General features: G+C 67.2%; 14 protein-coding genes. 6 read left to right on the top strand and 8 right to left on the bottom strand.

From position 1 onward, the window contains the following. The first annotated feature begins 17 nt into the window (after positions 1 to 17). The gene (locus ACSFCA_RS19825; RefSeq protein WP_258350316.1) at positions 18 to 836 is read left to right on the top strand and encodes a hypothetical protein; all 819 of its coding nucleotides are present in this window, start codon (positions 18 to 20) and stop codon (positions 834 to 836) included. Positions 837 to 851: 15 nt separating this feature from the next. On the opposite strand, the gene ylqF is transcribed toward ACSFCA_RS19825, so the two are convergent. After that, entirely contained in the window at positions 852 to 1,814 is a 963-nt protein-coding gene (gene ylqF / locus ACSFCA_RS19820) for a ribosome biogenesis GTPase YlqF (protein WP_435460804.1), read from the bottom strand. A 213-nt stretch (positions 1,815 to 2,027) separates the two neighbouring features. On the opposite strand from ylqF, the gene ACSFCA_RS19815 reads away from it, so the two are divergent. From ACSFCA_RS19815 to ACSFCA_RS19805, 3 genes are all read left to right on the top strand, one after another. Next, complete coding sequence (locus ACSFCA_RS19815) at positions 2,028 to 2,639, top strand: cell envelope protein SmpA (protein ID WP_258350318.1); 612 nt, start codon at positions 2,028 to 2,030, stop codon at positions 2,637 to 2,639. 147 nt (positions 2,640 to 2,786) lie between these two features. Continuing rightward, a complete protein-coding gene (locus ACSFCA_RS19810; protein WP_093059159.1) occupies positions 2,787 to 3,215 on the top strand; it encodes a CBS domain-containing protein in 429 nt (142 codons plus the stop codon). A 118-nt stretch (positions 3,216 to 3,333) separates the two neighbouring features. Then, entirely contained in the window at positions 3,334 to 3,693 is a 360-nt protein-coding gene (locus tag ACSFCA_RS19805; RefSeq protein WP_093059157.1) for an HPF/RaiA family ribosome-associated protein, read from the top strand. Here the strand turns inward: ACSFCA_RS19805 and ACSFCA_RS19800 are convergent. The 5 genes from ACSFCA_RS19800 to ACSFCA_RS19780 all read right to left on the bottom strand — a co-directional run bounded on the left by ACSFCA_RS19800 (position 3,680) and on the right by ACSFCA_RS19780 (position 6,920). Next, positions 3,680 to 4,153 carry a MerR family transcriptional regulator gene (locus ACSFCA_RS19800; RefSeq protein ID WP_258350320.1) on the bottom strand — a complete coding sequence of 158 codons (474 nt, stop codon included), beginning with the start codon at positions 4,151 to 4,153 and terminating at the stop codon, positions 3,680 to 3,682. The two genes, ACSFCA_RS19805 and ACSFCA_RS19800, sit on opposite strands and share 14 nt — an antisense overlap. Continuing rightward, the gene (locus ACSFCA_RS19795) at positions 4,143 to 4,571 is read right to left on the bottom strand and encodes a nuclear transport factor 2 family protein (RefSeq protein ID WP_258350321.1); all 429 of its coding nucleotides are present in this window, start codon (positions 4,569 to 4,571) and stop codon (positions 4,143 to 4,145) included. Before ACSFCA_RS19795 ends, ACSFCA_RS19800 begins: the two co-directional genes overlap by 11 nt. A 104-nt stretch (positions 4,572 to 4,675) precedes the next feature. After that, complete coding sequence (locus ACSFCA_RS19790; RefSeq protein WP_435460805.1) at positions 4,676 to 5,602, bottom strand: SDR family NAD(P)-dependent oxidoreductase; 927 nt, start codon at positions 5,600 to 5,602, stop codon at positions 4,676 to 4,678. A gap of 123 nt (positions 5,603 to 5,725) precedes the next feature. Beyond that, entirely contained in the window at positions 5,726 to 6,109 is a 384-nt protein-coding gene (locus ACSFCA_RS19785; RefSeq protein WP_093059150.1) for a response regulator, read from the bottom strand. A 130-nt stretch (positions 6,110 to 6,239) separates the two neighbouring features. Further along, entirely contained in the window at positions 6,240 to 6,920 is a 681-nt protein-coding gene (locus tag ACSFCA_RS19780; RefSeq protein WP_435460806.1) for a glutathione S-transferase family protein, read from the bottom strand. A gap of 171 nt (positions 6,921 to 7,091) precedes the next feature. Between ACSFCA_RS19780 and ACSFCA_RS19775 the strand changes: the two genes are divergently transcribed. Then, positions 7,092 to 7,913, top strand: a complete 822-nt coding sequence (locus ACSFCA_RS19775) for an SDR family oxidoreductase (protein WP_435460807.1) — start codon at positions 7,092 to 7,094, stop codon at positions 7,911 to 7,913. A 34-nt stretch (positions 7,914 to 7,947) separates the two neighbouring features. Beyond that, entirely contained in the window at positions 7,948 to 9,531 is a 1,584-nt protein-coding gene (locus ACSFCA_RS19770) for a class I adenylate-forming enzyme family protein (protein WP_435460808.1), read from the top strand. 28 nt (positions 9,532 to 9,559) lie between these two features. On the opposite strand, the gene gshA is transcribed toward ACSFCA_RS19770, so the two are convergent. Continuing rightward, positions 9,560 to 11,116 carry a glutamate--cysteine ligase gene (gshA, locus tag ACSFCA_RS19765; RefSeq protein ID WP_258350327.1) on the bottom strand — a complete coding sequence of 519 codons (1,557 nt, stop codon included), beginning with the start codon at positions 11,114 to 11,116 and terminating at the stop codon, positions 9,560 to 9,562. Between the two features lie 165 nt (positions 11,117 to 11,281). Beyond that, positions 11,282 to 11,599 carry a putative quinol monooxygenase gene (locus ACSFCA_RS19760; RefSeq protein ID WP_258350328.1) on the bottom strand — a complete coding sequence of 106 codons (318 nt, stop codon included), beginning with the start codon at positions 11,597 to 11,599 and terminating at the stop codon, positions 11,282 to 11,284. Positions 11,600 to 11,613 lie beyond the last annotated feature (14 nt).

Genomic DNA, 11,613 nt, shown 5'->3' with positions numbered 1-11,613 from the left:
TTTCGGGAGACAGCAACGTGAGATGGATCCATCGGCGAGACGCATTGGCCCTGTCGGCCGCCTGCGCCGCGTCCGCCCTGCTCGCCGCAACAGGCTGCGGGCAGAAAAACGTGCCCGCCGCCTCCGCACCGACTCAGCCTTCACCCGGCAGCATCGAGATCACGCAGGCAGACATCGACTGGTTCCGCCGCAGCCGGGCCGAGTGGATCGACTGCGAATCGGGCGCGCCGGGCATGGTGCCGCCCGACATGTCGCTCGAACAATACGAAGACCTGCTCGACGGCGGCAGCTCGCCGGCCTTCGACCGCTTCGTGAACGTGACCACCGCCTTCTTCCTGCATGCGAGCTTCGTCGCCGGGCACTACAGCTTCGAGCCGCCCTTCGCCCAGCGCGCGGCCTTCGACGTGACGGACGAGCACATCCGCCTGCTGCGGCGCGCGAACTGGCTCAGCTTCCTCATCGACTGCAAGCGCCCCTACGGCGACTTCACGCATTTCGAGATCGACATGGCCGACATCCTCGGCCTGCCGGTAACGAAGGACGCAAAGGGCTACGCGCAGATCGGCAAGGATGCGGAAAAGCGCATGGACGCGCTGCATGCCGACATGCTCCCGACGCTGCAGGCGTACATCCGCTTCGCGCGGCTCAACCCCGGTCGCTACGTGGTGCCCGGGCGCGGCGTGGCGCAAACGGCGGGGCGGCCGCTGTGCCGGCCGGTGTCGGCCACGCGCCTGGCGATGTATCAGCGTGCGCTGGCCGCCGCCGGCCCGCGCTCCGATTCGCACCGCGTCGCCGCGCTCGACGAAGCCGCCAGGGCGCTGTTTGCGCTGGACTGACCTGCTGGCGTTGCCTCAGGCGTCCTGTTCGGGCGCAGTCTCGGGCTTCGGCTTGCCCTTTTGCTTGCGCGCGGCCTTCTTCGCTGCGCGCTCGGCGTCGGCACGCTGGCCGTCGGCCAGCCACAGCGCGAATTCGTCGGGCGTTTCGAGCGTGACGCGCCCGAGGTTGCCGGCGCGGAACTCGTGCATCGCGATCTCCGCCGCCTTCTGCAGGTTGACCTTGCCCTTGCCCAGCAGCGCGCCGCGCTTGCGGCCGATGGTGTCGAGCAGCGACTCGTCCTTCATGCTGGCCATGGTCTCGGCGTCGAGCTCCACGAGCTTGAAGCGCGCGGCCACGCCGGCGGCGTAGTGCGTCTTGAGATAGTTGAGCAGCTCCAGCGCCACCTCTTCCTCGTCGAAGGCGTTGCGCCCCACCGCACCGCTGGCCGCGAGGTTGTAGCCGCTCTTGGGCACGATGATGCGCGGCCACAGCATGCCGGGCGTGTCCCACAGATAGAAGTCGTCGGCCAGGGTGATGCGCTGTTCGAGCTTGGTGATGCCGGCCTCGTCGCCGGTCTTGGCCTTGCGCCCGCCGGTGAGCGTGTTGATGAGGGTGGACTTGCCCACGTTGGGAATGCCGCAGATCAGCACGCGCATCGGCTTGGCCATGCCGCCGCGATTGGGCGACAGCTCGTGGCAGGCCTTCACGATCTGCTGCGCGGGCGTGGTCTGGCTCGCGTCCAGGCCGATGGCGCGCGTGGCGGGCAGCGCGTTGTAGTGCGCCAGCCAGAGCACGGTGCGCGCGGGGTCGGCCAAGTCCTGCTTGTTGAGCACCTTGAGCGTGGGCCGGCCGGCCGTGAGTTCGGCCAGCATCGGGTTGGCGCTGGAGCCAGGCAGGCGCGCATCGAGCAGCTCGATGACCACGTCGATGTCCTTCACCCGTTCGGTGATGGCCTTCTGGGTCGAATACATGTGACCGGGGAACCACTGGATCGCCATCGATGGGCTCTTTCTTTCGCGCTGTCTCTGTCTGGGAATGGGGTGGCCCGTCAAGGGGCCGGGTGCGCATTGTGAACTGCGAACCTGAACGGGAGCTTGTTGCTACGCTTTCGATAGCTGCAAGCGGGCATTCTGCCTTCGCTTTCGGCTTGTTCGACCCTAGAATCCGCGCGCTGCTCTCCGCAGCAATTCAAACAACTCCGAGGGAAATCCATGTTCAAGCGCCTTGCCGCTGCCGCCCTGCTGGCAGCCACCGTCGTGCCCGTATCCGTCGTCCACGCCCAGCGGCCCTCCCCGCCGCCCGGCCAGCTGATCAACGGCTTCCTGTGCTGCAACATGCGCACCTACGGCGACTCGATCAGCGACATCAACTACGACGAGCAGGGCACGCGCATCGTCGCGGTGGGCACACCGGCGCGCATCACGGCCTACGACTTCCGCTGGTTCAACCTGGACCTCGCCGGCAAGCCGCAGCGCATCAAGAACGACTACAGCCGCAACATCCCGCTGCCCGCATTCGCGCAGCGCTACGTGGTGACCGAAGACCCGAAGCAGAAGATGGCGGCCTTCCCGCCCGCAGTCCGCGACGCCATCCTCGCCGGCAAGGTGATGCCCGGCATGACGCGCGAGCAGGTGCTGATGGCCATCGCCTACCCCGTGGCCAGCGAGAACCCCAGCCTCGATGCACCCGTGTGGCGCTACTGGCGCGACAGCTGGTCGGAGTTCCAGGTGCAGTTCGACGAGAAGGGCCTCGTGAAGGCGGTGGTGGGCGACCCTGTGGCGCTGAGCCGCGTGCTGGCGGCGGCGCCTGCGCAACAGCCTTAAGTTCTCGCGCATTGCGCGTGCCTTGCACACACGCGCAATCCCTTAGAGGGTTTTGCATCGCGGGGGCAGTTATCGCCCCTATGATTTGACCGAGTGCGGCGCCCGAGCGTCGGTCGAATCGAAAACCCTTTGATGGAGTTACCCGCGATGAAACCCGTCTCCGAACTGCTCAAGCGCCATGATTCCGCAGCATGGCGCACCTCCCCCGACACCAGCGTGTTCGACGCGCTGGCCACCCTGGCCCGCTTCGAGGTGGGCGCGCTGATGGTGATGGAAGGCGAGAAGCTGGTGGGCTTTCTCTCCGAACGCGACTACACCCGCAAGGTCGCGCTGCAGGGCAAGAACTCGAAGGAAGTGAAGGTGCGCGAGATCATGACGCCCGACGTGATGACCGTCACCCCGCAGACCCGCACGCGCGCCTGCATGACGCTGATGAGCCAGCGCAAGTTCCGCCACCTGCCGGTGGTCGACGGCGACAAGGTGGTCGGCATGATCTCGATTCAAGACCTGATGGACGACATCATCTCGGACCACGAAGCCACCATCGAGCAGCTGACCACGTACATCCAGAGCTGACCCGGCTCGCCGCATTGCGGACCCTGCCCGGCACATGGGTAGGGAACAGACCTACGTGCACCGCGGCGCTTCAGCGCGCAAAGTGAGCTTTCGTTCATCCATCCAGCAGGGACATTGCATGCAGATTCAGGTCAACACGAGCAACGGAATCACGAACAAGGACGCGCTGGAGCGTTGGGCCGACACCGAGATCAAGCAGCACCTGAGCCGTTTCGTCGAGGACGTGACGCGCGTCGAGGTGCACCTGAGCGACGAGAACCACGACAAGACCGGCGGCGGCGACAAGTGCTGCGTGATGGAAGCGCGCCTGGCGCACCATCAGCCGCTGGCGGTAACGCAGCACGCGGCCAGCCTCGACGAGGCCTTCCGCGGCGCGGCCGACAAGCTCAAGCGTTTGCTGGACAACACGCTGGGCCGCCTTCACAACCACCGCGACCGCGGCTCGATCCGCACCGACCCGAGCTTTATCGCGGAGTAGCCGGAGCAGTAGCACTGCGCCTGCCGCGTTTCGACGGCTTCAGGCTGGGCGTCTCGGCAGGGATGAGCGGCGGGCGGTGGCCGCTGGCCATCCACTCGTCGTAGAAGTCGATCTTGCGGTCGACCAGCGACAGCGCCCGCTTCCACTCAGCGATGGTCTCGGTCACGCGCTCGCGGTGGGCCGCGAGCATGTCGCGACGCTGACGCAGCGTGACCTTGCCCTGCACCGCCAGCGCGGTGTATTCGCGCATCTCGGCAATCGACATGCCGGTGCGGCGCAGGCGCTCCATCAGGTCGAGCCAGCCGACGTGCAACTCGACGTACAGGCGCCGGCCGCCCTCGTCGCGCGCCACGCCGGGCACGAGGCCCTGTGTTTCGTACCAGCGGATGGCGTGCACCGTGCGGCCGGTGCGCGTGGCCAGCTCGCCGATGTGGAAAGGCGTGCCCGTGTCAGCCGGCATGGGCAGCCGCTGTGGCCAAAGGTGGCTGCAGCGCCTCCTGGACCAGTGCGGTGTCGAAGTACTCGGTCAGCTCTTTCACCTTGCCTCCTTCGAGTCGGTAGACGTAGCAGTAGCGGTTGTTGTAGCGCTTGCCGGCCTTGGTGGGCACGTCGCCGCTGAACAGCACCACCACCCGGTCGCCCTCGGCAATGATGCGCTCGGTCTTGCTCACGTAGGGCCCCGCGAACTGCGCGAAGAGCGGGTTCAGAAGCTCTTCGCGAATGGCCTTCTTGCCCCGGTAGGTGCGCGACCACGGGGTGCTGCCTTCGAGCTTCCAGCTGGCGTCGTCGGCAAGGCTGTCGACGAAGACCTGGCCGTTGCCCTTGTCCAGCTCGTCGTGGATGCGCTGGACCAGGGCCTTGTTGTCGATCGTGTTCATGGCTTGATTTCCTTGGGTTGAATGAATGAACCGGACACCCGGTGAATTCATTGGAAATGCTCGAGTGCACTCTAGGTCAAGCGCACCATGAACACGCGGGCCGGTCAGCCCCTCTTCGCGTTCGCCATGCCCTTGGCGACCTCGTTCGCGCCCTGGGCCGCGCCACTTTGCGGTACGGCCTCGCCTTCACGCTCGGTCACTTCCGACAGGCGCGCCGCCAGCTGCTCGGGCGTGTCGGCGGCAATGCCCAGCCAGGCGCCCTGCGTCAGCGTGATGTGCGCGGCCTCGAAGGTGCCGGCGCCCGCGCAGAGGATGGTGCGGTTGGGTGCGTCCTGCGCGGCCAGCACCAGCATCGCGGGCACCACGGCCTCGGGGCGGAAGGCTTCGAGCATTTCCTTGGGGAACAGGTCCTCCGTCATGCGGGTGGCGGCGGTGGGCGCCAGGCAGTTCACGCGGATGTCGTTCTTCGCGCCCTCGATGCTCAGCGTTTGCATGAGGCCCACCAGCGCGAGCTTGGCCGCGCCGTAGTTGCTCTGGCCGAAGTTGCCGTACAGGCCGGTGGACGAGGTCGTCATCACGATGCGGCCGTACTTCTGCTCGTTCATGAGCGCCCAGACGGCCTTGGTGCAGTTCACGGCGCCCATCAGGTGCACGTCGACCACCAGCTTGAAGTCGGCCAGCTCCATCTTGGCGAAGCTCTTGTCGCGCAGGATGCCGGCGTTGTTGACGAGGATGTCGACGCGGCCCCAGGCATCGACCGCCTGCTTGACCATGGCCTGCACCGCCTCGAAGTCGGTGACGGATGCGCCGTTGGCAATGGCCTCGCCGCCGGCCGCCTTGATTTCGTCGACCACCGCCTGCGCGGCGCTCACCGAGCCGCCGGAGCCGTCGCGCGCGCCGCCCAGGTCGTTGACCACCACCTTGGCGCCGCGCGCCGCAAGTGCCAATGCATGCTGGCGGCCCAGGCCGCCGCCCGCGCCGGTCACGATGGCCACGCGGCCCTTGAAGTCGATGTTGCTGCTGTTGCTCATGTCTCTCTGTCGCTTTCCTGGGGAGTTGCCGTTGTCCGGTTGCCGCTAGAGCGGCAGCGTGGCGTTTTACCCCAGAAAGGCGCGCGACCCAGTCATGCGCGCGTCAGCCGGCGTCACCCTGCATCAGCCGGGAAGGGACGCGCGCACCTGCGCACAAAAGTCCACCAGCTGGTCGAGCTCGGCCGACTTGTCGAAGAAGGCATCGGCGCCCAACTGCCGCGAACGCTCGCGCATGGCGGCGTTGGCGTAGTTGCTCAGCACGATCACCTTCTGGTGCGGCGCCCGGTGGCGGCAGGCGCGGATCACGCCCAGCCCGTTGCCGCGCCGCAGGAACAGGTCGACGATGGTCAGGTCCCAGTCGCCGGTGTGCTGATGCAGCCAGGCCACGGCCTCCTCCTCGGTGCTGGCGGAGGCCACCACCTTGGCGTCGGTCACGTCTTCCAGGAATCCGACGAGGTTCTCGCGAATCACGGGGCTGTCCTCGACTAAATAGGCCTTGAAAGTCATGGGGAGGTCGCGAGGTCGGTGCTTGCGCGGTGCATGGAGGCATCCTCGCAGCCCCATGGCCGCGCGCGGTGAGCCATGCAGGCCAATGCCTGTAGGTCATCGGCCACCGCTGCTGTCGGTCATTCCGTGCCTATGGGCGTCTGCCGAGTCCTATTCCGGGCGTCGGCAACTGCTGAATGCCCTGCCGGGCGGCGGCCGCGTCCTGCACCGCCATCGCGCGCTCGAAGCCCGCGCGCGAACTCAGGCGCTTCCAGTACTGCTGCACCCCGGGGCCGAAGTGCTCTTGATGACCCAGCACCCTGGCCAGCAGCAACGCGTAGCCGATCGAGATGTCGGCCGCCGTGAATCGGCCGGCGCATGCGAAGTCTTGCGCCTCCAGCAGCCTCTCGAGCGCTCGCAGGCGCACGAAAAAGAACTGGGCGTAGTCCTCCGCGGCCTGGGGCTGGCGGCGGTCCTCCGGCTCCAGCAGGGTGTAGCGAAGCACCAGGGTCTGCGGAAAGGTCAGCGAGGCCTCGCCGAAGTGAAGCCAGTTCAGGTAGTCCCCATAACCGGCCTCCTCGCGCTCCACATTCAGCGAGGTGGGGGCATTGACGCTGGCCAGGTACTGGCAGATGGCCGCCGACTCGGTCATGCGCGTTTCGCCATCGACCAGCAGAGGCACCGTGCCCTGCGGGTTGATCTTGAGGTACTCGCGGTGCAGCACCCGCGGCGGAAACGGCAGCATCTCCAGCCGGTAGGGAGCGCCGAGCTCCTCGAGCATCCAGAGAACGCGGAACGAACGTGCATTCGCGCAGTGGTAGAGCGTGATCATCGGATGGAGGGCTCGACGCCGGGAGTTGCCGCGCCGATGGTCGCACGCACGCTCCACGGTGCCTTGCGTCGATTGGCTGCGGCGAGCGCAGCCAGTCGGCGCAAGTTTTCTTCCGTGCCGGCGAATAGCCTGCGGACTCTTGCGATAGCCGATCACGATTGCGGAGTGTCCATGCCGTCCCTGAAATCGAAAACCCTCTTCATCACCGGTGCCAGCCGTGGCATCGGCAAGGCCATTGCCCTGAGGGCCGCACGCGATGGCGCCAACATCGTGGTCGCGGCCAAGACGGCAACGGCCGACCCCCGCCTGCCCGGCACGATCCACAGCGCAGCCGAAGAAATCGTCGCGGCCGGCGGACAGGCCCTCGCGGTGGTCGTCGACGTGCGTGACGAAGCCCAGGTCCGCAGCGCCGTCGACGCCGCGGTGGCACGCTTCGGCGGCATCGACATCCTGGTCAACAACGCCAGCGCGATCCATCTCGAGACGGTGGAGCGCACGCCGATGAAGCGCTACGACCTGATGTTCGAGATCAACGCACGGGGCAGCTACCTGTGCGCGCAGGCCTGCCTGCCGCATCTCGAAAAGGCGGCCAACCCGCACATCCTGACCCTGTCGCCGCCGCTGGACATGAACCCCAAGTGGTTCGCGCGCCATGCGGCCTACACCACGTCGAAGTACGCGATGAGCATGCTCAGCCGCGGCCTGGCCGAAGAGCTGCGCGGGCGCGACATTGCGAGCAACTCGCTGTGGCCGCGCACCGTCATCGCCACCAGCGCCCTGCGCATCGCGGCGCCCGACGTGGCGGGACAGGCGCGCCTGCCAACCATCATGGCGGACGCCGCATGGCACATCCTGACCAGGCCGAGCCGCGAGCTCACAGGCCAGTTGCTGATCGATGAGCAGGTGCTGCGCGACGCCGGTGTCACCGATTTCGAGCCCTACCTGGTAACGCCGGGCGTCGAGCCGCTGATCGACTTTTTCGTGGAACCGTGACCAGGCCACCGTGCCGCCCCAAGGAGACCAACGCATGCAAGCAGCCGACGCCGAACGCGCAAGCATCGCCCGCATTTCGCTCGCAGACGTCGTGCGGCGCAGCGCGAGGCGAGATCCAGACAAGATCGCAGTCATCCAGGGCGATCGGCGGGTCACGTTCGCAGCGCTCGATGCCGCGAGCGAGCGCGTGGGCGAGGCACTGCGCGACCAAGGGCTCGCCGATCGCCGCATCGCGACGATGTGCGTCAACTCGATCGAGCACCTCGCGGCCATCCAGGCCATTCACAAGTCGGGCAACGTCTGGGTGCCGGTCAATGTCCAGCTCGATGCGGCCTCCATCGAGCATGTGCTGAGCCACGCCGAGGCCAGCGCGGTTTTCATCGACGCAGCGCTGTTCGAAGTGGCGGCGCTGCGCACGCTGGTCGAGAGCCTGGGCCTGCTGACGGTGGTGATTGGCGCACAACACCAGGCCACCGCCGGCACGCTGCATTTCGACGCGCTGGCATCGCGCCCGCCGGCGCAGCCGCTGGCCATCGCCCGCGGCGATGACGACCTCGCGCTCATCATGTACACCAGCGGCACCACGGGAAAGCAGAAGGGCGTGATGCATTCCCACCGCTCGGTCCATGGCGCGCTGCTGAGCTGCGCGCAAAGCTTCGAGGCCACCGAGCGCGATGTCGTCGTCTCGGTGCTTCCGCTGTTCCACTGCGCCCAACACGCCATCAGCACCGGCGCGTTGATGGTCGGGGCAACGCTGTGGCTCGCCAACGGCTTCGATCCGGCGGCAATGCTGGCGGCCATCGGGCGCGAACGCATCACCTGGCTGTCGTGCCTGCCGATGATGTTCGATGCGCTGATGAAGCACCCGCAGCGCCCGCAAACCGACTTCTCGTCGCTGCGCGTGTGCATGTACGGCCTGGCGCCGATGCCGAAGAACCTGCTCGCGGACATCCGGCGCGACATGTGCGCCGACGTGCGCCTGGGCACCGGCCAGACCGAGATGTACCCGCCGACCATGATCTACCGCGCGAGCGACCATCCGGGCAAGGACGGCAACTGCTGGGGCGTGTCGGTGGCGGGGGTGGAGACCGCCGTCATGGACGACGACGGCCGGCTGCTCGGGCCGGGCCAGGTCGGCGAGATCGTCCATCGCGGGCCCAACGTCTTTCTCGGCTACCTCAAGGACCCGGAGGCCACCGCCGCGGCGCGCCGCTTCGGGTGGCACCACACCGGCGACATCGGCATGTTCGACGCCGACGGGCACATGCTGTTTCTCGACCGCAAGAAGGACATGATCAAGACCGGCGGAGAGAACGTCTCCAGCGTCAAGCTGGAGGCCGTGCTGCTCGCCCACCCTGCCGTCAGCGCCGCGGCCGTGGTGGGCCTGCCGCATCCGCACTGGGGCGAGGCGGTTGCCGCATTCGTGGTCTTGCGCCGCAATGACGGCTCGTGCGGCGAAGACGAACTACTGGCGTTCTGCAAGGAGCGCCTCGGCCGGTTCGAAGTGCCCAAGTCGATCCGCTTCGTCGACGAGATGCCGATGACGCCGACGGGCAAGATCCAGAAATTCCAGCTGCGCGGCGCCCATCTGGCGCTCTTCGAGTTCGCGCAAGGATAGGCGCGGTGCGCAGCGGGTTCAGGACCCGCTAGGCAGCGACCGCCATGCGGCCGCGCGCCATGCCCAGCCGCGCGGGCGAGACGTACTGCTCGCGGTAGATCTCGAAGGGCATGGTGTCGGCCGCCTCGATGCGCTTCTGCTCCTGGATCGACTCGGCCGTCATCTGCTCGAACTCGGCCTGTTGCGCGGCCGAGAACGGCAGGCCCAGCAGCGCGGCACGGGTCTGCTCCGACTGGGCACGCACGAAGCCGATGAAGGAGTTGCCGTGGTCTTTCTCGATGGCCGCGAGCACGCGGGCCGAGGGCAGGCTGTCGGGGTTCTGCAGCGCGGCCCTGGCAGCGCGCACTGCGTCGGCATGCGCCGTGCCGCTCAGTGCCGCGTCGAGCGCGGCGGCAATGGGCAGGCACTGCTCGACCAGCTCCAGGCCCCAGTCGGCCAGCGCCACTTCGCGTCCGTCGCGCTGCAGCTTCAGGCCCGGCTCGCGGCCGCGCGCGGCCGTGAGGTGCTGGTTGTGCGCGAGGTCGGCAATTTCCTGCGGCGTGTCGTCGGGGCTGTCGCTCAGCAGGCAGTGCAGCAGGAACACGTCGATGAAGCGCATGGTCTGCGCGTTGATGCCGACGGTCTCGAACGGGTCAAGGTCCATCAGGCGCACTTCGACGTACTCCACGCCGCGCTCGCGCAGCGCATGCAGCGGGCGCTCGCCGGGGTTGATCACGCGCTTGGGGCGGATGGTGCCGTAGAACTCGTTCTCGATCTGCAGCAGGCTGGTGCCCAGCTGGTTGTAGTCGCCGCCGAGGTTGCGGATGCCGATGGATTCGTACGCCGGCCACGGGCGCGTGAGCGCGTCCTGCAGCGAGGCGCCGTAGCCGTCGAGGCTGTTGTAGCTCACGGCCAGCGAGGCCTGCGCGTCACTCTGGTAGCCCAGGCGGCCCATGCGCAGCGAGGTGCCGTGCGGCATGAACATGCTGCCGTCGCCCAGCGGCTGCAGCTCGTGCGGGCGACCCGCAACAAAGCTCGAACACAGGGCCGGCGAGGCGCCGAACAGGTACAGCAGCAAGAAGGCCTGGCGGCGGAAATTGCGGATCAGCGCGAAGTACTGTTCGCTCGACACGTCGGGCAGCGACCAGTTGTAGTGAATGCCCGATATGGTCTGCATGCGGCGGCCATAGCGGTGGCTCAGGCCCATGCGGTAGACGCTCTTGGCGCGGCCCACGTTCGAGGAGCCATAGCGGCCGATCGGAATGGTCTCGTCGGTCGGCAGGCCGCAGGGCATGCTCGACACCCACAGGCGCTCGTCGCCCAGGCCGTCGAGCACGCGGTAGGTGAACTGGTGCACCCGCGTGAGTTCTTCGAGCGCCGATTCGACGTTCGCGTGCACGCCCGTGATGAGTTCGAGCTGCGATTCGCTGAAGTCGGTCGTGATGTGCGGATGCGTGAGCGCGGAGCCCAGGGCCACGGGATGCGGCGTCAGCGCGAGCTTGCCGTCCGGCAGAGCGCGCAGGCTTTCCTTCTCGATGCCACGTCGCATGCCCTGGAGGCGTGCGGCTGAAAGTGCACCCAACCTCTCCTGCAATCTGTTGCTCATATTGTTATGACCCATCAATCTTCTGAGGGGCTGGAAGGTAGCACGGGCACGCGGGCATTGCTTGTGCAGGGAATCCCGAGGCTGGCTACCCTGTAGCTCGCTATTCTTTTGATAGCTGCCTGCATAGACGACGCGCCAGTGAATGGCCCCGATGGCTGGTGAATTTCAGGCCTTGGCGCGGCCCGCCGACAGGTCGATCTCGTCCGACTGGTAGACGTGGATCTCCGGCGTGCCGTCGGCCATGGCCGCCAGCGCCTTGCCGAAGGCGCGCGAAGCGTCCACGCGAAAGTGCGTCTGCAGCGCGGCCATGTCGCTCCAGCGCTCCACGAAGGTCAGGCGCAGCGGGTCCTGCACGTCGGTCGTGACTTCGTGCGAGATGCAGCCGGGTTCGGCGCGCGAGCGCAGCACGTGCTCGGTGCTGATGGCGAGCATGGCCTGCAGGGTGTCGGGCTTTGCCAGGGCATGTCCGATGACCAGGATCATTTTTTTGTCTCCTT

This window comes from Variovorax multivorans (genome assembly GCF_051216835.1).
Taxonomy (GTDB): domain Bacteria; phylum Pseudomonadota; class Gammaproteobacteria; order Burkholderiales; family Burkholderiaceae_C; genus Variovorax.
This window is presented reverse-complemented; position numbering and strand designations above follow the sequence as displayed.

What these genes read in the sequence shown, in the direction of transcription:
- ACSFCA_RS19760 (WP_258350328.1), bottom strand. Translation starts at nt 11,599, where the DNA reads ATGATCCTGGTCATCGGACATGCCCTGGCAAAGCCCGACACCCTGCAG.
- ACSFCA_RS19800 (WP_258350320.1), bottom strand. Translation starts at nt 4,153, where the DNA reads ATGCCGGCTGACACGGGCACGCCTTTCCACATCGGCGAGCTGGCCACG.
- ACSFCA_RS19790 (WP_435460805.1), bottom strand. Translation starts at nt 5,602, where the DNA reads ATGAGCAACAGCAGCAACATCGACTTCAAGGGCCGCGTGGCCATCGTG.
- ACSFCA_RS19795 (WP_258350321.1), bottom strand. Translation starts at nt 4,571, where the DNA reads ATGAACACGATCGACAACAAGGCCCTGGTCCAGCGCATCCACGACGAG.
- ACSFCA_RS19770 (WP_435460808.1), top strand. Translation starts at nt 7,948, where the DNA reads ATGCAAGCAGCCGACGCCGAACGCGCAAGCATCGCCCGCATTTCGCTC.
- ylqF (WP_435460804.1), bottom strand. Translation starts at nt 1,814, where the DNA reads ATGGCGATCCAGTGGTTCCCCGGTCACATGTATTCGACCCAGAAGGCC.
- ACSFCA_RS19785 (WP_093059150.1), bottom strand. Translation starts at nt 6,109, where the DNA reads ATGACTTTCAAGGCCTATTTAGTCGAGGACAGCCCCGTGATTCGCGAG.
- ACSFCA_RS19810 (WP_093059159.1), top strand. Translation starts at nt 2,787, where the DNA reads ATGAAACCCGTCTCCGAACTGCTCAAGCGCCATGATTCCGCAGCATGG.
- ACSFCA_RS19815 (WP_258350318.1), top strand. Translation starts at nt 2,028, where the DNA reads ATGTTCAAGCGCCTTGCCGCTGCCGCCCTGCTGGCAGCCACCGTCGTG.
- gshA (WP_258350327.1), bottom strand. Translation starts at nt 11,116, where the DNA reads ATGAGCAACAGATTGCAGGAGAGGTTGGGTGCACTTTCAGCCGCACGC.
- ACSFCA_RS19775 (WP_435460807.1), top strand. Translation starts at nt 7,092, where the DNA reads ATGCCGTCCCTGAAATCGAAAACCCTCTTCATCACCGGTGCCAGCCGT.
- ACSFCA_RS19805 (WP_093059157.1), top strand. Translation starts at nt 3,334, where the DNA reads ATGCAGATTCAGGTCAACACGAGCAACGGAATCACGAACAAGGACGCG.
- ACSFCA_RS19780 (WP_435460806.1), bottom strand. Translation starts at nt 6,920, where the DNA reads ATGATCACGCTCTACCACTGCGCGAATGCACGTTCGTTCCGCGTTCTC.